The following is a 20,145-nucleotide window of genomic DNA, read 5'->3' on the forward strand; positions in this document are numbered from 1 at the left end:
TCCACCCCCTCCGGGGTGGGCCCCTAGCTTTTTCCCGTGCTGACTTGGTGCTGACCTGGAAGCACCTCCGAACACCCCTGATCACCCGTCCCGTGCTGACTTGGTGCTGACTTTGGGCGACAACACACGAGAGCCCCCGGTCTGCGATGAGACCAGGGGCTCTCGTGCTGCTCGGATTAGAGAGGAAGGCTGCGGGGGCTCGTCAGAGCCCAGTGACGGGCTGCCCAGTGAGGGCCTGTGCGACCTGCCACAGCATTCCCCCTCGCGAAGCCTTCACCAGCACGACGTCTCCCGGGGCGAGCACCGAGTCGACATATGCGGCGGCGGTCGCGTTGTCGGCGACGAGCGCCACATCAGGCACTCCTGCCGCACCAGCCGCGAGGGCGAGTTGCTTCGCGAGGTGTCCACCGACAGCCACGACGAGATCAACACCGTTCTCGGCGGCCATGCGGCCCACCTCGCGGTGAGCTTCGACCGCTTCGTCGCCCAGCTCCAGCATCTCCCCGAGTACGGCGATCCTTCGGCCGCCTTCTGCCTCGGTCATTAGGACTCTCCGTTGCGGGTCAGGGGGGTGAACGTGATCGCACGCCCCGTGTAGGACGGGGCGAGGCGACTCAGGGGGACGTGGTCATTGATCTGCCCCCAGGCGGACGGGTCCCGAAGAAGGATGGTCGGGTCTGGGCCGTCCTCGTAGCCGCGCGCAATGACAAGGTGGCCTCCGGCGCGGCCGTCGTCGGGGAACTGTTCGGTCACCGACACGATCAGGGGGGCTTCGTCGAGGCGGGTGAGCAGTTCCCCAGCGGCTACTGGCTCCGCGCGTGAAGGAACGCCGAGGTCGGTAGCCAGATTGGCGATGCCGGCGTGGAGGGCACCTCGCGGGGTCAGAACCTCGTGCTTGACCGCGAGCTTGAGGAGTTCCGTGACAGTCGGCGCTTCACGGCCGTAGGCGAGCAGGATCATTCGTAGCGACGCCAGGCCGCACGCCCGGTTGGACCATTCGATCCTGTCCCCGAGTGCCCATCCGCCATGTAGATCCCATTCGGCGGGGGCGATGAGCTGTCGGCACATGGGGACATCGTGGACGTGCGGCACAGCGGCATTGCTCCTACAGGGAGGCGGCAGCCTCCCGCGTCACCGTGGTGCTGGAGAACACGGGAGTGGGCAGGGGAACATCGTACGGCGGTCGAGCCAGGGCCTCGTGAAGCATCGCCAGTACGACATCCGTGTGCGTGAGCCCGACCATCGCCGCCCCGACCGCGAAGTTGCTGTCACGGGACATGCCCGGCGTGCTGTTGACCTCCAGCACGTACGCGTCGCCATCCTCGGTAACGATGAAGTCGATGCGGGCCGAGCCGCGCAGCCCGATCCCGTCCCACAGCGTCCGCGCGTCCCTGGTGATCCGGTTCAGTGCTACGGGTTCCAGCTCGGCGGCGCGAACAGAGACGGCACCCTTGGAGTCCACGTCGAGCTTGGTGTCGGCGTCGTAGAACTCGGCGTCGGTCGCCTCAGTGGTCAGGGGCGGGAAGATGATGACTGAGCCGCCGGGAAGTTCCAGCATGCCCACGGTCACGGGGGTGCCGATCACGTAGTCCTCGACGAGTACCTCGTCGCCGCTTTCGCCGGCGGCCTCCGCCAGGGCGCGGGGCAGATCGGCCGCGTCACGGACGAGGCTCATGCCCACGCTGGACCCACCGAACGGCGGCTTCACCATGGCGGCCTGGCCGCCCCAGTTCACCGGGCCGCCGGACCAGATGCGCCAACCGGGCGTCGGGACGCCGAGGGTCAGCATGATCCGCTTGCAGAGAATCTTGTTGGCGGCCACCGCGGATGCTTCGACCCCGCTGCCGCAGTAAGGCACGCGAAGGTAGTCGAGCAGGCCCTGAACGCGGCCGTCCTCGCCGTAGGGGCCGTGCAGGTTCGAGAGGGCCACATCGTACGAGACCAGGTCTTCGATGAAGTCGGGCCGGGTGGGGTCCAGCACGTTCCACCGCGCGCCGATCTCTTCGAGCGCCTCACCCAAGGCGGTCACGGACCGCTGCTCGACGGGGCACTTGGAGTGGTAGAGCCTGTCTTCGGCGGACACGGGCCCGTAGATGAGGGCGACACTGAGGCCCTGCCGGCCCTGCCCCCACTCGCGGAGTTCCTCGGCGGCCTTCTGTGCCGCCTGCTTCGAGCTGGAGTCGAGAAAGAGGGTCATGCGAGTACCCCTTCGAAGGTTTGGGTGACGGGCCCGCCAACCCAGGCGGCCCGATTCGGGTGGTCGACGTGCGGACGGACGGTGAGAGGCTCACCGGCCTCGTTGTGGACCGTGACCTCGCGCTTGGCGACGAGGCCGCGCATGGTGGCGATGACGACGGCCGCGACGGCTCCGCTGCCGCAGGAGAGCGTCTCGGCCTCGACACCGCGTTCGTAGGTGCGGATCTTGAGTGCCTGTCCGCCGAGGTGCTGGACGAAGTTGACGTTCGTGCCGAGCGGCGCCACGTTCTTGTGGTGCCGGACGACTCGGCCGACTACTTCCGTGTGGATGGCGTCCACGTTCTCCACGACGGCGACGACATGTTCCGTGCCGGTGTGCGCACTGTCGAACCACGTCGGCTTGCCGTTGATGATCGTCTGCAAGACGCGGGGCTGGATGATGCCCACTTCGGCCGTGACCCACACGGAGTCGGTGTCGACGGTGGCCTCGTGCATGACGCCTGCCATGCGGAGTTGCATCGCGCGGAAGCCTTGATCGCTCTGGGCCGCCCACGCCGCACAGCGCAGCGCGTTGCCGCACATCGTTGCGGTCGAGCCGTCCGCGTTGAAGCAGTCGACTTCGAGCACCGTGGGGGTGTCGTTGACGAAACGACTGACGACCAGGCCGTCTGCGCCCACGCCGGTCCGCCTGGCGCAGAGGCGTTCTGCTTCCTTAGCCCAGTCCGTCGCGGCCCCCAGGGTGGGGTTCGTGAACAGAATGAAGTCGTTGCCCGCTCCGTGGATCTTGCGAAAGCGCATGGCAAAGCTCCTTGCGTGGTTACGTGAGATGGGTTGTGACGCCGACTGGGCTGCACTCAGCGGAGTGCGATGGGCCGACAAACGATCCGGGGCGTGCGCATGATCAGCGGGGCACGTCCGGTGAAGTGCAGAACGCGGTGGGCCGCGGTGCCGGCGGCCCGCATGTCTCGGACCCGCTGATAGCTGCCGTCGAGAAGGACGAAGTCCCCTATGCGGACATCAGACGGTGTCCTGGTAGCCCTCATGGTTCCGACTGGCGGAGGGGGCTCGGAGGGTCGCTCTGCCTCCCTGGGCTGGTACATCAGCCCCTCCAGATGCCAAGGAGGAGGGAGCCGCCGATTGCAATGAGACTGAGAACGTAGGAAATCTGCTGGCTTCGAGGACTCATCGGGTTCCGATCAGGTGGTGCTCCACGCGACTGCGAACTGACGGGATGCCGATCTCAGGAAGGGGCACCCAGGCTGCTGCGCCGGTTTCGATCATGGAGGGGAAGACGGAGCCAGAGTGGGCCCGGAAGAGGTAGCGCATGCCGACCCGAAGGCGGCCTCCGTAACCGTGCTGCCCCGGCCTCGTCACGTCGACCAGGAAGGGGCCCTCGGTGCCGGGCTCTGTCCATACGTCCCGGACGCCCACCTCCTCGGCCAGAAGGCGCAAGGCTGCCTCACTGAGAGAGTTGTCCTGGTCCTCGGGTTCTGCCTCGGCGAGCGCAAAGGCGCCTTGGTGCCGCAGACAAAGGACGCGGTCCTGTTCGTCGACGACGACGGCCCCTGCCATCACGAGCGGGCAGCGCTGGTCGTGGGTGCAGCCCCGATGCCGCGAGTGATCAACGGCCGCGTCATAGACGGGCAACAGCGCCATCTGCTCGCCGGGGTGTTCGTGGATGTAGTGGGACAGCTCGCGGACGATCTGATCTTCTCTGACACTCACGGCGCATCCAGCCCGTTCCGGTCCGCGTAGAGCCACAACAGCCGGCGCGTCAGGTTGGCGACATCGCGAAGGTAGAAGAACGTGCCGAACGTGGGGGTCTCGTCGGTGGGTCGGGCCGAGAGTTCAACCAGCCGGGTTGCCTTGCGGACGAGTTCCTGCGCCTCGATGTCCTCCTCGGTTCCTAACTCCTTGCCGAGGAGGCCGTTCAACTCCCTGGCAAGTCGCGGCACGTACCCGTCCAACTGTGTGCGGGTCGTGGTTCCCAGCCGAAATCCGAGAACGGTATCGGTCAACGAAGTGATCTCCGCGACGCTGATCCCGTCGTTCCCCTCGGATGCTTCGTCCAACTCCCTTGCCTTGCCCGTACTTGCCATCTTCATTGGCCCCTCCGGAGCACGCCCTATGCCGTGCCAATAAAGCTAGAGAGGGGGTGGCAAGTACTCCAGGAATGTGCCGGAACTTGCCAGACGTTCACCCGTGAGATTCGATGGCGCGTGTGATTAGTTCACGCGCAGAGGCGCCGATGACGGCATGTTCGTGGAGCTCGGTGAACGTCCGCGCATACAATGCAAGCTCGTGCTTCTGTACGACCGTGAGATGTGCCGACACTAGTTCGACCTTGACGGTGTGGTCGTCGAACATGAAAAAGCTCTCGACGGGCATGATCGGGCGGTCGATGTCTCGGGGGATGATGCCGATGCTCACCGTGGGCAGAGCCATGGCGCTGATCAGGTAGCCGAGTTGGCCGGCCATCACGTCCGTCCCGCCGATGCGGTTATAGAGGGCGCTCTCCTCCAGCAGGATGACGAACGTGCGGGGCGTGTAGACGATCTTCTGCTTCTCCAGGCGGACCTCAACAGCCGCGTCTACGTCGTCGATCAAGCCACGACGGTTACGGATGGAGGTCAACAACGCCTTGATGTAGGAAGCTGTTTGCACTGGCCCAGGGATGAGCGACGGTGCGTAGAAGCGAAAGTGCTGCGTTCGCTCCCAGAGAGGGAGGGCGGACTCCTGGGCCCACTTGAGCCCGTTGCCCTCCATCTTGTGCCACTCGACGTACATGCCCTCGATACCGCGGGCCGTCTTGACGAGATCCTCTGCCGCGCTGTCTGCCGCGCAGACTCTGCACCAATCACGAAGGTCGCGCTCCGAGGGCGCGCGTGTGCCGCTCTCGAAGCGCGAAGCCTTCGATTCATGCCAGCCCAGACTTACGGAAAGGGCTCGCTTGGTTAGTCCGGCTGATTCCCGGATCTCTGCGAGACGTTTCCCGAGCGCCTTACGGGCTTCCTGCGCGCTCGAAGATGCCGGCGGCTTCATTTTGGCGTGACAGTCCTATGCAGAGTGCTCAGTATGCCGTGAACTCTGCGTGCGGCGTTGCCCGATTCCAGACGGCCTCGAAGGCCGAATCGCAGAGTTTCGTGATCTCCGGGTCTTCGGTGATCTCGGGCTCTGTGGGCTCACCTTCGCCGTTAAAGTGATTCAGGTATAGCAGGCGGGAGTCGAACAGCCAGAAGTCGTTCCCGGGAAGAAGTAGATCCGAGGCGTGTCGCCGGGGGAGCCATCGCACCCGCTCGCCTGCCGCGACGTTGAGTCCTTCGGTCACGTCATACTCGAAGCGGATGTACTCGCTCACGGGTGTCGACACAATGCGGGCCCGACGTACCTCGACGCCTCGCGAGACCGCCTCTGAGACGATGGCGTGCCAGGAGGCCCAGCGCTCGGCAGGGTCGATGGACTTGCCGGCCTTCCAGTCTACGAAGGCCGAGTCCGACTTGCTGTAGGCGTCGCGGGCTTCCAGGTGAACAGCCGTCCGCTGGCAGTCGCGGAACAGCTCCTTAAACGTCGGGGGACTCGTCAACGTTCCTCACCTCCGGCTCGGCGTCCTTGGGGGCTGCCTCCCTGTCGGCTTCCAGGAAGAACTGCACCATATAGCGGGGAATCTCAACCGCCCCCTCGTGCGCGGGGAGGTTCAACTGCTTGAGCCGCTCCTCGTCCAGAACCTTGTACCCCTGGACGAGGTACCTGTCCGTCTCCTCGTCCAGGTAGATGGTGGGCGAGTTGCCGTCAGGGCTGTTCGGGTCCTTACCGAGCATGCGCAGGGCCATGATGTCCTCCTCCGTCGCCGGTTACGCTTCCCGTGCCAGAGCTTGCCTGCGGCCCCCCTGGAGTGCGAGGAACTTGCCCAAACTTGCCAGCACTTGATGTGGCGAACCTACGCGCCAGGGATCAAGGTGACGAGGAGTGGGCCAGCCACAGCTACCCGGCAGTGGCCGGATGCCATCGCTGGCTGACCTTGCTGCCCGGCGTCCCCGCGCCCCATGAGCTTCGTCAAGCGGCCGGGGCCAGGACGACGAGTAGAGGACCGGCCGCGTGGTCCCAGGCGCGTCCAGTCTCGACAGCATCCTTGCCGGCGCTTGCTACCCCTTCTAGGGCCGGGGCGACGAACGCCTCGCGGAAGTGTGCCTGGGCGCTCTCATTCATGCCGCTTGCCAAGACGGTGGCGCCGACCTCTCGGTCCAGCACTGACGCAGCCTCGGCGAAGTCGTCACCGGTCCACTGGTCTACGTGCTCGGAGGCCAGCGCCCAGGTCATCTTGAAGGTCATGCAGGCATTCTACCTGCGGAAACGCCAGAAGGGCCCCCTCGGGGGCCCCAACTAGCCTGCGACTTAAGGTGGTTACGCGTACAGGTGGATCGGTCAGGGCCGGAGCGGCTTGTTCAGCATGACGGCCAGTACCTTGATGATCCGCTTCAGGGTGCCGGCGCTGTAGGCCGAAAGGTCGGATAGTAGCTGTATCTGCGCTGCCGTCTCCTCGGCGGTCGGTGCGGGCAGGGCCAGGTAGGCGAGGCTCAGGTCGATTCGCTCGTCGAGGTAGCCGATCGCGAACCCGGCCTCGCCGTATAGGCCGTCGAGGGCCAGCTCCTCCTTGTGCTGGGCAACTTCGTTGACCGAGTAGGGCCGAGCAATCACCGAACCGTCTGTATGGCGCTCGTAGAAGGTCAGGGTTGCGTCATCCCAGAACTCGAAGTCCTCCGGGTTCATGCCGGGGGGCGGTTCCGCGGGGGCCTGGGGCTCCTCGGCCGGGCTCTCGGACGAGGGTTCGCTCACGCTGCGACCTCCAGTTCGTCGTAGCTGTCGATGTAGTTGGTGCCATTGAGATGGGCGGCGAGTTTGCCGACCCCGCGTTCAAGGCGATAGCGAATCGCTCGGTCGGTGACCCCTTCGCGGGCCGCGATCCGCAGGTCGTCCCAGTCGAGCGCAAAGCGCATGAACAGCGCCCGCTTCTCAGCCAGGGAAAGAGGCGCGGCCTTCCAGCCCTGTCGGATATCGGCAAGGTGGGCGAACAGCGTTCCCGCTGCCCTCTTGTCGATGGTGCCCTTTGGCATGTCCGAGTCCGGGGCCTGCGCGCTGCGGATGCCGTACGCCGCTTCCATGTCCCACACGGCTGGAAGCAGGTGCTCGACGAGCCGTCGCTCATATCCGCTCACACGCGCCCCCGCTCGGCAGCCTCGCAGGCCGCTTCGTAGGAGGTGTGGCGGATGCGGTACTTGGCCACGGTCTTCACTCGGTCGACCAGGTCCAAGACCAAGCGGTGGTAGAGCACGCCGAGGCCGAGAGCAGGGTCGGACAGGCATTCGTTCACCATGCCGGGCTTCGTCGCCAGGATGATGAGCGCTTCCTGTCGGGCGTCCTCGTACTCCATCGTCAGCGTGTCCTCGTAGCCGTCCGCGATTCGGCGGGCGGCGCGGCCCGCGAGAGCCACGACAGCGGGCAGGTCGAGGACCCGCCAGTCTGCTGAGGCCGTCATCGGATCACCTCCTTGACCGGCACGGCCCCGTCCTTCGTGACCATGACCATCAGGCCCGGCGCTCCGCGCGTGCCCTTCAGGTGCCGCCACCAGGTCGACTCGGACTCCATCGCCGGCACCTGGATGAAGGTCCGCGGACCGTCTGTATCGACGAACTCGTGATGCAGGTGTCCAGCGAGCAGGAGATCGGCGGTGTGCATCGCGCTCGTCTTGTCGAAGGCTTGGCCCCGCCACCACTCGAAGTGCTTGCCGGGCCGCCACTGGTGGCCGTGGGCGTGGGCGACGACCGTTCCCGCGCAGTCGACGACGACCGTCAGCTCGTCCGTCTCGGGCACGTACACCTCGACGTGGGCGAATTCCTCGCCCGCCAGAGCCAGGGCCTCACTGACCGAAATCAGGGCGTCTGTGTCGTGGCTGTCGTCGTAGCGGGTCACGCCCTTGCCGCCCGGCCTCACTGCCTCTCCGTGGTTGCCGGGTACGGCAACGACCGTCAGCCGGCTGGCCATCGGGGCGAACCGGATGATCGCGTGGGCCATCAGTCGGCGGGTGAGGCGGATCTGTTCCGTGAGGGTGAGCTGTGTGCGCCACACGTTCGCGCCGCCCTGCGAGACGAAGCCTTCGATGTGATCCCCGAGCCAGGCAAGGTGGACGTGCTCAATGTCGAAGCGGCTCTGGTACTCCGCGAGGAGGGCAACCGCCCGATCGATGCAGTGCATTGCCCGCGTGAGCGTGCCCGCGTACCCGTCGCCGTCGATTTTGCCGAGCTGCATGTCGCCCAAGGCGACGATGAACGTGAACTCGCCCTTCACGTCCTCCTGGACGTAGCCGGGTGCCTGGTCGAAGAGGGCGAGAAGCTCGTCGATGTCCGGCCGCTCGACTACAGCCGACACCTTGCGGCGGCCGAAGGAGAAGCGGGCGGAGACGCCCGGCTCACCGTTGGCCATGGTCCACTCGCTCGACCGGAAGCCGGTGACCTCCCACTCGGTGGGGTCGAGCTGGTGCGAGCGGAGTACGTCGGCAGCCGTGGACTCCGGGTCGATGCCCTCGGGGCCCCGGACGGTCACCTCGGCCGCGTCGCCAGTGACCTCTATCTGACGGGTGAAGTCCCTTTCGGGGTCGGTCTGCCGTGCGGCAATGGCCGGTGCGGCTGGTGTCGCAAGCAGGTCGTTCAACAGTTCCGTCTGGTTCAAACTTTACACTCCATCACGAAGGGATCGGCGGTACGTGCGGATGGTGGACGCGCTCACGGCGTGCCCGTGCCGGCGCAGGACCAGGGCGAGGCGCTCAGCCGAGGAGCCGTCCAGCAGTCGGACGAGAACGGTTTCCCGTACGTCGGGTTCCAGCTCCTCGTACAGGCGGGTGAGTGTCGGGCCGGGACTGCCCGGCAGGGGCTCGCTCACTGCTCACCGCGGTCGATCTGCTCGATGGCGGCCACGGCGAGCGAGGCAAGCTGGACCAGGCCCTCGCGGACCTCTGCCGGGGTGCGTCCACCGAACGCTGCAAAGGCGACCTGTACGGCCAGGCCATCAACGCCGAGACGGCCCCGGCTCTCGCGGGCGCGGTTGATCTCCGCCCAGTCCGCCCCGCGCTGGCGGTAGTTGTCGACTCCGCGTTCCGGGTACTTGCCGCCGACCAGGTGAGCGGGCAGGTCCGGGGTCGCTCGGGCCCCCGCGCGGATCTCCGCCAAGACGGAGGTCAGTGGGTCGGCCTTGCGGCCGGGGGTCTTCTTCACTGGGGTCTGGGTCACTGTTCGTCCTCCTTGATTAGGCTGAGCAGGGCTTCGGGGCCCTGCTGCACGTAGGTATCGGTCACGTCGCCCGCACTCAGCCGCATCCCCTTCGCGGAGCGGAGGGCCCGGCAGATCCGGGCGGTGAAATCCGCGCCGGCATCGTCGGGATCACCCCAGACACGGACCCTGTTGAAGCCTGCGAGCATCCGCCTGTGGCGTCCCTGCCAGATGGAGGCGCCGGGAATCGCGACCGCGTGCAGTCCGAGCTTCTCCAGGATGATCCGGTCGAGTTCGCCCTCGGTGACCTCGATAATGCTGTCGGCCTTGTGGACGGAGCCAACGCCGTACATTCGTGGCGGATCGTCCTTGATGGTGTTGTACTTGCCGTGCCCGAAAGCGCGGTGGTCGTGCTCTTGCAGGCAGCGAAAGCGGACGGTCAGCGGATCATTGCTGCGGTCGAGGTAGGGAATGGCGAGCATTCCCCTGTACTTCTCGTGGCCCGGGAACGGGCGGTCACCCACGACGCCAAGCCGGTACGTAGCTGCCTGCTCGCGGCCGATTCCCCGGCCGAGGAGATACCGCGCGGCGTCCGCCGTAAGCGCTGCCTGATAGGTCGCGGTCGCTTCCTCCAGCATCTCGCGTTGCGAGGGAGAGAGAGGCCGCAAGGGCTCGCGCTCCGACAAAATCTGTGCCTTCCTTTTCCATGATCAAAGTGAATGAGTCGCCACCCTTTCCGCAGGAATGGCACTTCCAGAGCTGTCGGTCGGTATTCCAGGAGAAGGACGGCGTCTGGTCGTCGTGGAACAGGCACTCGGCCATGCCCGTTGCGCGCTGGTCGTTGAAGTCGACGCCGTAGTGATGGAGGACCGATTCGAGTGTCGGCTTCTCGTGCTCCTGGTCGTCGTTGTCGATCCGGCCGAACCTCACGGCACCCGCCTCCCGACGAACCAGCCCTTGTGGTCGTCGTAGCCGAGCTCGTCGAGGCCCTGGCCCGCAGCAGTGCTCAGCTCGAACCGGGCCAGCTCGGATATCAGCCGAGCACGTTCGGCTTCCTCCTCGAACGTCACCGTGATCACACGGCGTCCAGTCCGAAGTACGCCTCGACCGTGGTCAGCACGAAGGCGCTGCGCCAGCTCTTTCCCCGGCGCTTGACGACGACGATCGAGTCCACCTGGTGGGGGTCGAGCCCGCGGTGCTTGGCGAAGTTGAGCCGCTCGCGCGCGGCCTCGTCGAGGAAAGGCCCCGGTTCGAAGCGGGCGTTCTTCGTCTCGATGACCGTGAACACGCCGCCGTCCTCGCGGATGACGAGGTCTCCCTCATCCTCGGCGCCGGTCAGCCGCAGCCGTTCAGCGTCCTCGCCGGCAGACCGCAGCCCCGCGAGGAGTTCCGTCTCCCAGGCGGCGCCCTTGCGCCGGTTGGCGCGATTTCGCTCAGCGATTGTGGTCAATCTTTACACTCCCTGCTTCTGAAGGATGGCAGTCGGGGACCAGTGCTGTGCCGGCGCGGCAACGGGGGCGAGTCGTTCGAGCTTCGAGAAGCGCGTCACCTCGGGGTGGCAGCGCATCGACGCGTACCTCTTGGCCGTGGGATCGCAGGGGCCCATCCTCTGCTTGATTACCGCGACCCGGTACTCATGCGAATTCGGGTCCAGTGCCACGGAGAGCGAAAGCTCCGGTTTCTCCGACAATCCGCCCTTGACTTGATCACGGGATGGCGGGGCCCATGGATCGCTCTTGGCCTCCCACGACTTATCGGAGGCGTGATGCAGGACCATGACCGTCGCACCGGTTGCGCGAGCCAGTTCGGTCAGGCCACTCATCACGGCCATCTGCTCGGTGTAATCGCTCTCGGCGGAGTCGAAATCCATCAAGTTGTCGAAGACGAAGAGCTGCGGATAGGCGTCCCAAAGCTCCACGAACGCCTCCAGCTCTTCGTCGATGCTCTTCCAGGTGATCGGCGATCCGAAGGCGAAGGTGATGTTCGACCCTGCAAGTGCAGACAGGTACTCCTGGCGGTGCCGTCCGCCCGCAGCCATCCCGGCCTCGACCATCTCCGTGGTGTCGCCGGACGCCATCGACGCCAGGCGCGAGCTTGCCGTGAAGGGGGACATGTCCGCGCTGAAGTACAGCGTCGGCAAATTCATCATCGCGGCCCAGTACAAGGCGAATCCGCTTTTCTGGGTGCCTGAGCGGCCCGCGATCATGATGACCTCGCCGTGCCGTGGACGGCACCCCATGGCGTACAGGGCGTCGAACGCCTCGATCCTGGGCAGCTCCTTGCCGGACTCGGCGTGCAGCGCGAGCGATCTGGCCGGGGTTAGCACTGCTGTCTCCTCTCTGTCGGCGGTACGGGAAAGGCAGGGGCCCGAGGGCCCTGGGGACGGGGGCCAGCCTCGTTGCCGGCCCCCGGCCCCTCAGGTAGATCAGTCGAAGTCCGGGGCCTCTGCGACGGCCGCTTCGACAGCAGCCTCGCGCTCCTCGGCGTACTTGATGACCGCCTGTCGCACGCCCGCGTCCGCTACCGGCCGCCAGACCCAGGCCGGGTAGGCGCCAGGCCGCTTGGGCGGGATCTGGTCGAGGGTGACGATGGTCGCGCGGCCCACGAGCGGGGCGAGGTCGCGGGCGAGGAGGGTCTGCTCGATGCGCATCCCCTTGTTGATCTCGGGGGTGAGGGCGTCGAGGGCGGCGCGGTCCTTGAAGACGGTCACCGTGCACAGGGCCGAGTCCTTCGGCCCGTTCGGGGTGGGGCGCTGGGCCTCGTAGGAGTTGACCTCGATCAGCAGGGCGGGGGCGTCCTTCACATCTGCGGGCTTGAGCCAGCCGCCGCCAGCGGTCGCGATCTCGACGAGGTTCAGGGGCACTCGGGTTCTCCTTCAGTTCGGAAATAGGGGGTGGGCTCGTAGAGCCTGGGAGTGATGACCGCGCTCGGCGCGGAGAGGGCCAGGACAAGGCAGAGGACGATGACGGGCATCGGGCTCACCCGGTCTTCAGAGCCCGACCACGCGCCTTGTATGCGGTCATCACGGAGGGGTCGGCGAAGTGAGTCTGGTTCGCCGCCCACAGCTTCTGGAGGTCGGCCACGCTGGTCTGCTTCTCGATCTCGCCGAGAATCCAGGTGGAACCGCTGTCGGTCTGGGGCTGGGAGGGGGCGGCCGAGGCAGCCGCCCACGGATCGTCTGCCGGCGCCGCGGTTGCGGTGTCGTCCGGAATGATCCGGGCGTCGAGGATCGAGGCGATGTTTCCCTTGCCGTGGGCGAGGCTCGTTGCGTTGACGACGAGGTCACTCAGCGAGAGGGATGTTACATCTTTACATTCGAACCCGAAATAGTCGCAGAGCAGCTCGCGGACCTGCCTCACGGAGCCACGGAAGACTGCCCATGTGTCCTCGTAGCTCTTGCCGTACTTGATGGTGATGCCGATAGATCCGTCCGGGAAGGACGTTACGAGTTCTGCCTGATCTGCCTTCACTTCACTCCCTCTTTCTTGGGTCAAACTTAACACGCGTGCCGGCGGTTAGCACCTGGCTATTTTGTGAGGCCGGTCACCCAGGGGCGCATCGCGCCCTTCGTGCCGCGCATGGCGCGGATCTCGCGGGCGAGCTTGGCGGCGGCCCAGCCGATTTCGAGGTCCACCCAGTGCAAGGTGCACTGGGCCGAGCCTGAGGGCAGATGGATGATGATGCCCCACTTCTGCGACACGCCAGGCAGGGCGTTGTACGCCTGCGCTGCCTCTTCCGCCGGCACCTCCCGCTTCTTCCACGCGGCGAACGCCTTCTTGTCCGTGGGGTCCACGGGGAAGCGGCTGTAGTCGTATAGCTCGCCGCGCGAGTAGACAGCGAGTTGCGTCGCCATCTTGAGGCCGCCGTACTGGATGCTGCCGGTCTTCACGTCGCCGATGAAGTCACCTTCGATCGGCTTGCCGTCCGGGCCCGGCCCTGCGTACTGGAGGAGCCGGTCGAACGTGCCGCCTGTGCCCAGCTCGGGTACGACGACGAACTTCTCCACTGCCTTCACGTCGAACTCGACGGTGGCGCCCAGGTAGGCAGCCATGTCGCGCTGATCGCCCACGGTGGTGCCTGCGGGCAGCGGCTCGCCGCGGTCCACAAACTCGGACAGGGTGTGCAGGTGCGTACCCTTTTCCCGCTTGGCGTGGGCCCCGGCGATCTCCATGGCCTGCTCGGTCAGGGCGTTCAGCCGGCGCTTGTCGTCGGGGACTTCAGGGTCGAGCTGGTTGACCACGTCCAGCATGGACGGGCGCCGCGCAGCCCCGACCAGGGTCATGCGCGACTTCCATCCGGACAGGGCGGTCTTGTCCTCGATGCAGTCGATGTACGTCGTCGTGCGGGTAAGGGGAGCGGGCTTGCCCCCGGACTTCGGAACCACAAGCGGCCGGTCCCAGCCGTCACGGGGGACGGTGGGCGCCTGGACGAGGTCGACAATCCTCAAGCGTTGATCTCCTCTTGCTGGTCTTCGGTGAAGGGGTCCTCCGCATCCACCGGAACGAGCCACCATCGCACCGTTCCGTCTGGCAGGAGTTCGGGCTCATGCTCGGCGGCTGGGATCGGCTCCATCCCGGCCAGCCGGACCGCAGTGAACGCCGCCCGCATGTCGCTGGCCGGGGTCTCCGGCCGCACGATCAGGGCACAGTCCCACGCGGCGGGATCGCCGGTGAGGAACGTGCCTTGCGGAAGGTGCACCGCGTCGAAACTGATCATGAACGTAAAGCCCCCCTGGTGTAAACATTGAACCACCCTGTCCGTTTCTACTTGGCCGGTTGTTGCCGTGTCAACTGGCTTAAAACGACAGGGTCCATCGCTGCGCGCGAGCAGATGGTGACAAGTCAGACCCATGACCGTAGGCAATGGTTGCACCTGGCGCTGACAATTTGGATCACGTTCAAGATCGACAAAGGCGCAGGTCAGCGGGCATACGGAAAACCCCCCTCCGGTCCCGGCGGGGGATGGTTGCGCGAGCGCGCTCGAACGCGAGGGAGGTGGCGCCCTGTGCGGAGGGGCCGCCCCTGTTCGAATGCGCGTTCGAGTGTTCGGGTGTAAAGTCTGAGCGAGGTTGGTTTCCGGTCCGTCTGAGGGGTTGGCTGATGAACTACTACGCGCCGGGCTCGCGGATGAGGTCCTTGTCTTCGGGCCTCCGCGGAACCAGGAAGAACCCTTGCTCGGTGTCCGGGTCGTAGTGGACGACGAGGTCATGCTCGTCCGTCTTCAGGGACTGCTTCCAGGAGGCAAGGCGCTTCCGGTCGCGCTCACTCAGGGGGCGCTTGGGCTCCTCGCCGCGCTCGCGGGCCTGGGTCTCCTCCCTTAGCCGCGCCTCGAAGCGGAGCATGATCGGCGGGTACTGGTGCCGGTGCTCGTCCTTGACCTTCCAGGGCGTCAGGGCGTCATCGCGCACATTGCGTGTATCGAGTCCTCGCCGGGCGCGGAAGCGGGACCACATCGGAATGGTGGTCTCGATGTGGTACTTCTCCAGGTAGATCCTCTGGATCTCCGTGTACGTCTTGCCGTCAAGGATCCAGTCGATGACCTCTTGCTCGTCGACGATCTTGGAAGCGGGCACGGCTCCCCCTTCGGGTCTCGGTTACGCGGTCTGCTCGCATCCCTCAGGACAGCCCTGAGTCTTGTTCTACGAGTAAAGATTGACCAACGAGTGGCGATCATGTCAAGCTGAACCCGACAACGAGGCTGATCATCGTTCGGCCGGGCACGCAAAGTGCCTGGTCAGAGGTGCAGCTAAATAGGCGACCCCGCGAGTGCTGGTAACACCCCGGGGTCCGGCATCAGGAGCTAGCACTCCCCATGCAGATCCATCGTATCCCGACGCATGAGCGGGACTTCTTGATCATCGCCAACAAGGCGATCCAGGACCCGCGTATCAGCCACACGGCGCGCGGCATCCTCGCTCTCGTCCTCTCTCTGCCCAACGGGGTCAAGGAGAACGTCCGCACGCTCTCTGATGGCTACCCGCAAGGACGTTCCGCGGTTGCGAAGGCCGTGGCCGAGCTGAGGGAGTTCGGGTACTGGGTGACGAAGACCAGCCGCGACGAGGAGTCCAACCAGATCGTCTCGTCCGTGGATGTGTACGAGCTGCCGAACCTGGCTTCATCCCCGGTTCCCACCCGCCCGGTCACCAGCCCTTCGGCCACCGGCACAGCGGGCACGTCCCCTAACGGGGAAAAGGACTCTTCTAAGTACGGGCGAAAGAACCCTCCCAACCCTCCCGCCGAGGAGGAGCCCGCGCAGGCTGAACCGGGCGCCGGCACGGAAAGGGAGGGCGAGAGCCCGAAAGACGGCAAGCAGCAGAAGGAGGCCGCCCGCCTCCTCCGGCGCTTCGCCGCGCTCGATCCCCGGCTCAGGCTCACCGAGCGCCAGGTCGCGAAGCTGGTTCCGTCCCTCGCTGACTGGCTGGACCGTGGTGCGACCATCGCCGAGATCACCGACGCCGTGACACAGGGCCTGCCCCGGAAGCTGTACAGCGCCTCGAAGCTGATCGAGGACCGCCTCGACCGCAAGCGGCCCGAGGCCAAGCGTCACTGGCGTACTTACACGGACTGCGCGACGAGCGGCTGTGGCCGACTCCTGCCCGCAGGCCAGGACTCCGGCATCTGCGGCGTCTGCGCAGGCATCGAGCTGGGCGACTTCGCCCGCGACCTGCTCGCCGCACCCCAGGAAGCGGACCAGGCACGGCCTGACGAGAACACCTTCGTCGCCAACTACCGCCGAGGTGCCGCCCAGGCCCGCGCGGCCATGGCCCGCCCGTCCCACGCCTGACGGCTCCCGCAGTCCTCCCTCACCTCGTAGCGCCCTCGAAAGGCACCCCCATGTCTCAGCCTGCCCGCATGCCCTGGTACGCCTACGTCCTCGGCGGCCTGGTCCTCGCCGTTGCCCTCGCGATGTCCGCCCCGGGCGAGTATCAGCTCGCCCGCACAGCCGGATGGGGCGCGTGGACGGCAGCGGGAATGCCGGTCTGCATGAGCGTCTACGCCTGCTTCGCCGTCTGGTTCGTCGAGACCCGAAAGAAGGGCGAGAAGGGCCGCGGAACCGCCGTCGTCGGCGCTGTCGGCGCCCTGGCCATGACCGTCGTCGGACAGATCGTTGCCCACTGGATAGCCGCCGGGTACATGCATTCGTCCATGGCGCTCACGGCGGCCGTCTCCACCGTTCCGGGCATCGTCGCCGGACACGTTGCCCACATGATCATCCGCGCCACCAGGGCCGTGCCGGCGGAAGCTTCGGCGGTAGTCGAGGCCGAGAAGCACCAGGACCAGGAGGCCGTGCCCGTGCAGACGACGCTTGACGGCGAGGAGCTGCCGGTCGACGAGGTGGCCAAGGCCCGCTCTCGGCGCCGACCCGGCCGTCCGACCCCGAGCATCGCGGAGATCCGCGAGGCCGTCGCCAAGCTCAAGGAGCAGCAGAAAGAGGTCACCGGCCCGGCTCTGGCTCAGATCATGGGGCGGGACCGGCGTACGGGCAGCCGCTACCTCCAGAGGCTCGAATCCGGCTCCCTCTGACACCCTCGGTCCCCTGCCCCGGCAATGAGCGACAATTAGCGCAAACAGAGTCACGTTGCGCGAGGGGCACCTAAATGGAACTGACGATCACCGTGCGCCTATGCGACCAGTGCAAGAGCAAGGACCGCCCCACAACCCGCTACACCCTGGCTCTCGCGGGCAGCGAGCCCCGCGAACGCGACCTGTGCGACGAGGACGCCGCACCGCTACGTGACCTCTTCGGGGACGACCTTGCCGTCCAGGGGCCCCCAGAGCTGGCACCTGTCGAGCGGGCGAGGGTGGCAATCCTCGCGGCGGCCAAGGCCGCGAAGGGGCCTGAACGGTTGCCGGCGAGCAAGCCAGTTCCGAAGAAGGCGGCGGTGCGCGGCAAGCCCGCCCGGCCTGCGGCGCGGCGCTCGAAGACGCCCGTCATGACGATGGACGAGATCGAGGCCATGAAGGCCGCCAAGGCCGACCAGCCCTGATACGACGAAGAGCCCCCCTGCCAGTCCGTGAGGACCAGCAGGGGGGCTTGTTTCACTCGGCGTCTTCCGGCGCCGGGGCCTCAACCAGGCCGAGGGCGGTTGCGATCTGGACGATGACGGCAACCTCGGGCTTGTCGGCGTAGATGATGGCCGCGACGGACACAGCGACGCCGAGGGCTGCCAGGAAGGCCCCGGCTCGCGAGCGGTAGCGGACAGGCAGCAGGCTCGTAAGCGTGATCGGCTTGGAGCCGGGCATCAGCATCTTGCTCATCAGCGGCCTGCCGGAGCCATCAGGCGGGACCAGGTAGACGGGCCCGGGTATCCGTCCGCGTCGGAACCGCTCCAGCCCTGCGCCCGCTGAAAACTTGCCGTGGCCGAGCGGTCGACCTCGGTGAAGCGAGGGCCGGGGCCCTCCTTGTAGAAGCGGCCGAAGCCGTGGGCGACCAGGCGCTGACCGAGAACGGTGACGGCCGGGTGGGTCTTGCCCAGGACGAACGCACCTCGGCCCGGGAACGGAGTGCTGTTCCCGCCGTCGCCACCAGTGCCGCTGACGGGCATGCCCGCCTGCACCCACGCGTAGAGCTTCGGCCCGGGGCACGCGGTCGCGATGCCGTCACGGTGACCGCGCTTGAGCAGAGTCCGGCCGGTACGCCGGCACGCCTCGTCGTACAGGGCTCGGGCCGAACGGAGGGCCGCATCCGAGGGGGACTGGTCGCCGCCGATAGCGATCTGGACACCGAAGCCGCTCACGTTGTGCCCGGGACAGTGGGCACCCTGGAGGGTCCAGCCGCGACCCTCGTACACGACGCCGTTCTGGTCGATGACGAAGTTGTAGCCGATGCCCGCCCAGCCCTGGTTACGGTGGGTCCGCTCGATCGCCTGCGGAACCGCGGAGCCAGTCCGACTAACGGCGTCGGCGCCGTCGTAGTGGATGAAGTACTCGGTGCGCTGGGAAAACGCAACGTAGGTGGGGGAGCCGTTCCACGGCTTCGCGCCCCAGGACGCACGGGAAACAATGTTGATGCTCAGGGTTACTCCTGTGGGTATGAAAAAGGCCCCGTCCCGGATCGGGAGGGGGCCTGCGAGGGAGATTTGTGGGTCAGCCGGTTTCGGGGGCTGACGCAAGGTGGTGGTCGAGGCGCTCGGACACGGCAAGGCGTTCGCTGCGCTCGTGGGACAGATCGGCGCGCAAATCCCGGATGTCCCGGCTGTGGCGGACCTGTCCTTCGAGGACACGGTCGAGTCCTGCGATGACCTTGTCCAGGTCGTCTCGAAGGTTTGTGCTGTGCGTGTTGGAAACCTGGTCACGGGCTTCCTGGGTGTGCTGACGCACCTCTGCAAGGGCTGTCCCCTGGCGCCGTACCAGCTCGACCAGGACGCCGACCAATGCCGCGGTGACCATGCCGCCGGCGGAGACGATTGCGACTTGGACGGCGGGGTCAAAACTCATCGGGACATGTCCCTGACGAGCTGCTCCAGGCGCTCGATGCGCTCGGCCTGGTCCTGCACGACGGACAGGAGCGCGACCCCGATCAGGTCGTAGCGCACACTGTCGATCTGTCCCGTCTCGTCGCGGACGACGATCTCGGGAAGTGTCTCGTCGACCTCTTCGGCAATCAGGCCGAATTCGTCCCGGCGCCCCTCGATCGTCTTGCCCTCGTCGTTCACGGTGGGCTTGCGGTCGTAGATGCGCGGGCGCAGGGACAGAACCGCGTCCGGGTCGATGTCGATGTCCCGGATGTTTTCCTTGAAGCGGCGTGCGCTGGTGTTGCGGCAGAAGTTGTGGTTGCCGTCGACCCATACGGCGTACCAGGTGGAGCCGGTAGCGGTGTAGGAGTGCGGGCGGTCCGAACCGTTCGCGCGGTGAATTGTGCCGCCGGAGTCGAGGTACTGGTTGTGCCAGTGGTCAACGGGCTGAAACTGGCTGGGCTTCCCTGAGATGTCCGACCAACTGTGTGCGTGGCCAGCAGGCGGATACGTCGCGGGCGTTCCGGTGATGTCCCCCCACGGGTGCTTGTGCGCGGTGGGGGCGAAACTCGTCGGCTTGCCCGTGACCTGGGCCCAGTCATGGGTGTGCGCAGTCGGGGTCATAGTCGACGGCCGGTCGCTGATCTGAGACCAGGTGTGCGAGTGGGTAGACGGCGTGAATGTCGCGGGCTTGCCGGACAGGTTCGCCCAATCCACTGTCGAAAAGAGGGGCGCCCACGCGGATCCGCTCCAGTACTCCCAGGCGTCGGTTGAGTTGTTGTAGCCGAGCTGTCCCAGTCGTGGGGACGTGGGGCGGGTGGCGGTGATCCACGCGCCGACTCGGTGGCCCACGAAGGGGCGGGTGGCGGTGATGTCCCCGGACGTGATCGAGGTGACGCTTGCCCCGACCGTCACCGAAGCGAGAGCCATCTCGTAGACGCCGGTATCGGTCTGAATCAGGGCCGGGGGAGTGGTCGAACCCGCGGTGCCGGCCTTCACTGCGAGGGTGATCGAGTTGGTGGCCGGGTCCAGCTTCAGGACTACACGATCGACGCGGACCTGGGCGCTGGCCGCCGCGATGGTCACGTTCTCCGTCGCCGTCGACTGCACCATGTGGCCCCGGAGGAAGGCGAGGCCCGACCCTACGGTGAGCGTCATGCCCGTGGAGGCGTTCACGGAAAATCCATTGGCGCCGAGAGAAGTGACGACGCCGGAGTCCTGGAACTCACGGAACAT

Annotated in this window: 33 protein-coding genes; 3 read left to right on the forward strand and 30 right to left on the reverse strand. The window is 66.4% G+C overall.

The annotated features are described in order from the left end of the window. Nucleotides 1-202: 202 nt before the first annotated feature. The 26 genes from ACZ45T_RS01950 to ACZ45T_RS02075 all read right to left on the reverse strand — a co-directional run bounded on the left by ACZ45T_RS01950 (nucleotide 203) and on the right by ACZ45T_RS02075 (nucleotide 15,027). The gene (locus ACZ45T_RS01950) at nucleotides 203-544 is read right to left on the reverse strand and encodes a glutamate ligase domain-containing protein (RefSeq protein ID WP_468436431.1); all 342 of its coding nucleotides are present in this window, start codon (nucleotides 542-544) and stop codon (nucleotides 203-205) included. After that, nucleotides 544-1,068 (reverse strand): C39 family peptidase, encoded by a 525-nt coding sequence (locus ACZ45T_RS01955; RefSeq protein ID WP_468436433.1) that lies wholly within the window; start codon nucleotides 1,066-1,068, stop codon nucleotides 544-546. Before ACZ45T_RS01955 ends, ACZ45T_RS01950 begins: the two co-directional genes overlap by 1 nt. Before the next feature lie 37 nt (nucleotides 1,069-1,105). Beyond that, nucleotides 1,106-2,197, reverse strand: a complete 1,092-nt coding sequence (locus tag ACZ45T_RS01960; RefSeq protein ID WP_468436435.1) for a D-alanine--D-alanine ligase family protein — start codon at nucleotides 2,195-2,197, stop codon at nucleotides 1,106-1,108. Next, a complete protein-coding gene (dapF, locus tag ACZ45T_RS01965) occupies nucleotides 2,194-2,994 on the reverse strand; it encodes a diaminopimelate epimerase (RefSeq protein WP_468436437.1) in 801 nt (266 codons plus the stop codon). Before dapF ends, ACZ45T_RS01960 begins: the two co-directional genes overlap by 4 nt. A gap of 384 nt (nucleotides 2,995-3,378) precedes the next feature. Beyond that, nucleotides 3,379-3,921 carry an NUDIX domain-containing protein gene (locus ACZ45T_RS01970; protein WP_468436439.1) on the reverse strand — a complete coding sequence of 181 codons (543 nt, stop codon included), beginning with the start codon at nucleotides 3,919-3,921 and terminating at the stop codon, nucleotides 3,379-3,381. Further along, nucleotides 3,918-4,301, reverse strand: coding sequence for a hypothetical protein (locus ACZ45T_RS01975; RefSeq protein ID WP_468436441.1), 384 nt, complete (start codon nucleotides 4,299-4,301; stop codon nucleotides 3,918-3,920). The genes ACZ45T_RS01970 and ACZ45T_RS01975 overlap by 4 nt, the downstream gene beginning before the upstream one ends. Before the next feature lie 91 nt (nucleotides 4,302-4,392). Beyond that, the gene (locus ACZ45T_RS01980; protein ID WP_468436443.1) at nucleotides 4,393-5,238 is read right to left on the reverse strand and encodes a helix-turn-helix domain-containing protein; all 846 of its coding nucleotides are present in this window, start codon (nucleotides 5,236-5,238) and stop codon (nucleotides 4,393-4,395) included. Nucleotides 5,239-5,266: 28 nt separating this feature from the next. Next, nucleotides 5,267-5,779 carry a DUF6879 family protein gene (locus tag ACZ45T_RS01985; protein ID WP_468436445.1) on the reverse strand — a complete coding sequence of 171 codons (513 nt, stop codon included), beginning with the start codon at nucleotides 5,777-5,779 and terminating at the stop codon, nucleotides 5,267-5,269. Further along, nucleotides 5,757-6,026, reverse strand: a complete 270-nt coding sequence (locus tag ACZ45T_RS01990; RefSeq protein WP_468436447.1) for a hypothetical protein — start codon at nucleotides 6,024-6,026, stop codon at nucleotides 5,757-5,759. The genes ACZ45T_RS01985 and ACZ45T_RS01990 overlap by 23 nt, the downstream gene beginning before the upstream one ends. A 223-nt stretch (nucleotides 6,027-6,249) precedes the next feature. Continuing rightward, the gene (locus tag ACZ45T_RS01995) at nucleotides 6,250-6,525 is read right to left on the reverse strand and encodes a hypothetical protein (protein ID WP_468436449.1); all 276 of its coding nucleotides are present in this window, start codon (nucleotides 6,523-6,525) and stop codon (nucleotides 6,250-6,252) included. 93 nt (nucleotides 6,526-6,618) lie between these two features. Next, on the reverse strand, nucleotides 6,619-7,029 hold the full coding sequence (locus ACZ45T_RS02000; protein ID WP_468436451.1) for a hypothetical protein: 411 nt from the start codon (nucleotides 7,027-7,029) through the stop codon (nucleotides 6,619-6,621). Beyond that, nucleotides 7,026-7,409, reverse strand: a complete 384-nt coding sequence (locus tag ACZ45T_RS02005; RefSeq protein ID WP_468436453.1) for a hypothetical protein — start codon at nucleotides 7,407-7,409, stop codon at nucleotides 7,026-7,028. Before ACZ45T_RS02005 ends, ACZ45T_RS02000 begins: the two co-directional genes overlap by 4 nt. Next, on the reverse strand, nucleotides 7,406-7,729 hold the full coding sequence (locus tag ACZ45T_RS02010) for a hypothetical protein (RefSeq protein ID WP_468436455.1): 324 nt from the start codon (nucleotides 7,727-7,729) through the stop codon (nucleotides 7,406-7,408). Before ACZ45T_RS02010 ends, ACZ45T_RS02005 begins: the two co-directional genes overlap by 4 nt. Beyond that, the gene (locus ACZ45T_RS02015; protein WP_468436457.1) at nucleotides 7,726-8,919 is read right to left on the reverse strand and encodes a hypothetical protein; all 1,194 of its coding nucleotides are present in this window, start codon (nucleotides 8,917-8,919) and stop codon (nucleotides 7,726-7,728) included. Before ACZ45T_RS02015 ends, ACZ45T_RS02010 begins: the two co-directional genes overlap by 4 nt. 3 nt (nucleotides 8,920-8,922) lie before the next feature. After that, complete coding sequence (locus tag ACZ45T_RS02020; RefSeq protein ID WP_383651841.1) at nucleotides 8,923-9,129, reverse strand: hypothetical protein; 207 nt, start codon at nucleotides 9,127-9,129, stop codon at nucleotides 8,923-8,925. Beyond that, nucleotides 9,126-9,476, reverse strand: a complete 351-nt coding sequence (locus ACZ45T_RS02025) for a hypothetical protein (RefSeq protein WP_468436459.1) — start codon at nucleotides 9,474-9,476, stop codon at nucleotides 9,126-9,128. The genes ACZ45T_RS02020 and ACZ45T_RS02025 overlap by 4 nt, the downstream gene beginning before the upstream one ends. Beyond that, complete coding sequence (locus ACZ45T_RS02030; protein ID WP_468437005.1) at nucleotides 9,473-10,090, reverse strand: toprim domain-containing protein; 618 nt, start codon at nucleotides 10,088-10,090, stop codon at nucleotides 9,473-9,475. Before ACZ45T_RS02030 ends, ACZ45T_RS02025 begins: the two co-directional genes overlap by 4 nt. Continuing rightward, entirely contained in the window at nucleotides 9,972-10,385 is a 414-nt protein-coding gene (locus ACZ45T_RS02035; protein ID WP_468436461.1) for a CHC2 zinc finger domain-containing protein, read from the reverse strand. The genes ACZ45T_RS02030 and ACZ45T_RS02035 overlap by 119 nt, the downstream gene beginning before the upstream one ends. Continuing rightward, on the reverse strand, nucleotides 10,382-10,534 hold the full coding sequence (locus tag ACZ45T_RS02040) for a hypothetical protein (RefSeq protein ID WP_468436463.1): 153 nt from the start codon (nucleotides 10,532-10,534) through the stop codon (nucleotides 10,382-10,384). The genes ACZ45T_RS02035 and ACZ45T_RS02040 overlap by 4 nt, the downstream gene beginning before the upstream one ends. After that, entirely contained in the window at nucleotides 10,531-10,905 is a 375-nt protein-coding gene (locus ACZ45T_RS02045; RefSeq protein ID WP_468436464.1) for a hypothetical protein, read from the reverse strand. Before ACZ45T_RS02045 ends, ACZ45T_RS02040 begins: the two co-directional genes overlap by 4 nt. A gap of 3 nt (nucleotides 10,906-10,908) precedes the next feature. Continuing rightward, nucleotides 10,909-11,781, reverse strand: a complete 873-nt coding sequence (locus ACZ45T_RS02050) for an AAA family ATPase (protein WP_468436466.1) — start codon at nucleotides 11,779-11,781, stop codon at nucleotides 10,909-10,911. Between the two features lie 99 nt (nucleotides 11,782-11,880). After that, on the reverse strand, nucleotides 11,881-12,318 hold the full coding sequence (locus tag ACZ45T_RS02055; RefSeq protein ID WP_468436468.1) for a hypothetical protein: 438 nt from the start codon (nucleotides 12,316-12,318) through the stop codon (nucleotides 11,881-11,883). A 115-nt stretch (nucleotides 12,319-12,433) separates the two neighbouring features. After that, on the reverse strand, nucleotides 12,434-12,925 hold the full coding sequence (locus ACZ45T_RS02060; RefSeq protein ID WP_468436470.1) for a hypothetical protein: 492 nt from the start codon (nucleotides 12,923-12,925) through the stop codon (nucleotides 12,434-12,436). A 56-nt stretch (nucleotides 12,926-12,981) separates the two neighbouring features. Continuing rightward, entirely contained in the window at nucleotides 12,982-13,902 is a 921-nt protein-coding gene (locus ACZ45T_RS02065; protein WP_468436472.1) for a hypothetical protein, read from the reverse strand. Next, nucleotides 13,899-14,171 (reverse strand): hypothetical protein, encoded by a 273-nt coding sequence (locus tag ACZ45T_RS02070; RefSeq protein ID WP_412076914.1) that lies wholly within the window; start codon nucleotides 14,169-14,171, stop codon nucleotides 13,899-13,901. The genes ACZ45T_RS02065 and ACZ45T_RS02070 overlap by 4 nt, the downstream gene beginning before the upstream one ends. A gap of 391 nt (nucleotides 14,172-14,562) precedes the next feature. Then, nucleotides 14,563-15,027 carry a hypothetical protein gene (locus ACZ45T_RS02075; RefSeq protein ID WP_468436475.1) on the reverse strand — a complete coding sequence of 155 codons (465 nt, stop codon included), beginning with the start codon at nucleotides 15,025-15,027 and terminating at the stop codon, nucleotides 14,563-14,565. A gap of 239 nt (nucleotides 15,028-15,266) precedes the next feature. Here ACZ45T_RS02075 and ACZ45T_RS02080 point away from each other — a divergent pair, with 239 nt between their 5' ends. The 3 genes from ACZ45T_RS02080 to ACZ45T_RS02090 all read left to right on the forward strand — a co-directional run bounded on the left by ACZ45T_RS02080 (nucleotide 15,267) and on the right by ACZ45T_RS02090 (nucleotide 17,442). Further along, nucleotides 15,267-16,238, forward strand: coding sequence for a hypothetical protein (locus tag ACZ45T_RS02080; RefSeq protein WP_468436477.1), 972 nt, complete (start codon nucleotides 15,267-15,269; stop codon nucleotides 16,236-16,238). A 50-nt stretch (nucleotides 16,239-16,288) separates the two neighbouring features. Beyond that, nucleotides 16,289-16,978 carry a hypothetical protein gene (locus ACZ45T_RS02085; RefSeq protein WP_468436479.1) on the forward strand — a complete coding sequence of 230 codons (690 nt, stop codon included), beginning with the start codon at nucleotides 16,289-16,291 and terminating at the stop codon, nucleotides 16,976-16,978. Nucleotides 16,979-17,052: 74 nt separating this feature from the next. Further along, nucleotides 17,053-17,442 carry a hypothetical protein gene (locus ACZ45T_RS02090; protein WP_468436481.1) on the forward strand — a complete coding sequence of 130 codons (390 nt, stop codon included), beginning with the start codon at nucleotides 17,053-17,055 and terminating at the stop codon, nucleotides 17,440-17,442. Between the two features lie 52 nt (nucleotides 17,443-17,494). Here ACZ45T_RS02090 and ACZ45T_RS02095 read toward each other — a convergent pair whose 3' ends face one another. The 4 genes from ACZ45T_RS02095 to ACZ45T_RS02110 are packed head-to-tail and all read right to left on the reverse strand — an operon-like array spanning nucleotide 17,495 to nucleotide 20,145. Beyond that, a complete protein-coding gene (locus ACZ45T_RS02095) occupies nucleotides 17,495-17,713 on the reverse strand; it encodes a DUF7439 family protein (RefSeq protein ID WP_468436483.1) in 219 nt (72 codons plus the stop codon). Beyond that, nucleotides 17,713-18,567 (reverse strand): peptidoglycan-binding protein, encoded by an 855-nt coding sequence (locus tag ACZ45T_RS02100; protein ID WP_468436485.1) that lies wholly within the window; start codon nucleotides 18,565-18,567, stop codon nucleotides 17,713-17,715. The genes ACZ45T_RS02095 and ACZ45T_RS02100 overlap by 1 nt, the downstream gene beginning before the upstream one ends. Next, on the reverse strand, nucleotides 18,542-18,892 hold the full coding sequence (locus tag ACZ45T_RS02105; RefSeq protein WP_399452074.1) for a DUF2746 domain-containing protein: 351 nt from the start codon (nucleotides 18,890-18,892) through the stop codon (nucleotides 18,542-18,544). The genes ACZ45T_RS02100 and ACZ45T_RS02105 overlap by 26 nt, the downstream gene beginning before the upstream one ends. Then, a complete protein-coding gene (locus tag ACZ45T_RS02110) occupies nucleotides 18,889-20,145 on the reverse strand; it encodes a tail fiber domain-containing protein (protein WP_468436487.1) in 1,257 nt (418 codons plus the stop codon). Before ACZ45T_RS02110 ends, ACZ45T_RS02105 begins: the two co-directional genes overlap by 4 nt.

Source organism: Streptomyces sp. NPDC030995, assembly GCF_055571215.1.

What these genes read in the sequence shown, in the direction of transcription:
- ACZ45T_RS01950 (WP_468436431.1), bottom strand. Translation starts at nt 544, where the DNA reads ATGACCGAGGCAGAAGGCGGCCGAAGGATCGCCGTACTCGGGGAGATG.
- ACZ45T_RS01955 (WP_468436433.1), bottom strand. Translation starts at nt 1,068, where the DNA reads ATGTGCCGACAGCTCATCGCCCCCGCCGAATGGGATCTACATGGCGGA.
- ACZ45T_RS01960 (WP_468436435.1), bottom strand. Translation starts at nt 2,197, where the DNA reads ATGACCCTCTTTCTCGACTCCAGCTCGAAGCAGGCGGCACAGAAGGCC.
- dapF (WP_468436437.1), bottom strand. Translation starts at nt 2,994, where the DNA reads ATGCGCTTTCGCAAGATCCACGGAGCGGGCAACGACTTCATTCTGTTC.
- ACZ45T_RS01975 (WP_468436441.1), bottom strand. Translation starts at nt 4,301, where the DNA reads ATGAAGATGGCAAGTACGGGCAAGGCAAGGGAGTTGGACGAAGCATCC.
- ACZ45T_RS01980 (WP_468436443.1), bottom strand. Translation starts at nt 5,238, where the DNA reads ATGAAGCCGCCGGCATCTTCGAGCGCGCAGGAAGCCCGTAAGGCGCTC.
- ACZ45T_RS01990 (WP_468436447.1), bottom strand. Translation starts at nt 6,026, where the DNA reads ATGGCCCTGCGCATGCTCGGTAAGGACCCGAACAGCCCTGACGGCAAC.
- ACZ45T_RS01995 (WP_468436449.1), bottom strand. Translation starts at nt 6,525, where the DNA reads ATGACCTTCAAGATGACCTGGGCGCTGGCCTCCGAGCACGTAGACCAG.
- ACZ45T_RS02010 (WP_468436455.1), bottom strand. Translation starts at nt 7,729, where the DNA reads ATGACGGCCTCAGCAGACTGGCGGGTCCTCGACCTGCCCGCTGTCGTG.
- ACZ45T_RS02070 (WP_412076914.1), bottom strand. Translation starts at nt 14,171, where the DNA reads ATGATCAGTTTCGACGCGGTGCACCTTCCGCAAGGCACGTTCCTCACC.
- ACZ45T_RS02080 (WP_468436477.1), top strand. Translation starts at nt 15,267, where the DNA reads ATGCAGATCCATCGTATCCCGACGCATGAGCGGGACTTCTTGATCATC.
- ACZ45T_RS02085 (WP_468436479.1), top strand. Translation starts at nt 16,289, where the DNA reads ATGTCTCAGCCTGCCCGCATGCCCTGGTACGCCTACGTCCTCGGCGGC.
- ACZ45T_RS02090 (WP_468436481.1), top strand. Translation starts at nt 17,053, where the DNA reads ATGGAACTGACGATCACCGTGCGCCTATGCGACCAGTGCAAGAGCAAG.
- ACZ45T_RS02095 (WP_468436483.1), bottom strand. Translation starts at nt 17,713, where the DNA reads ATGAGCAAGATGCTGATGCCCGGCTCCAAGCCGATCACGCTTACGAGC.
- ACZ45T_RS02105 (WP_399452074.1), bottom strand. Translation starts at nt 18,892, where the DNA reads ATGAGTTTTGACCCCGCCGTCCAAGTCGCAATCGTCTCCGCCGGCGGC.
- ACZ45T_RS02110 (WP_468436487.1), bottom strand. Translation starts at nt 20,145, where the DNA reads ATGTTCCGTGAGTTCCAGGACTCCGGCGTCGTCACTTCTCTCGGCGCC.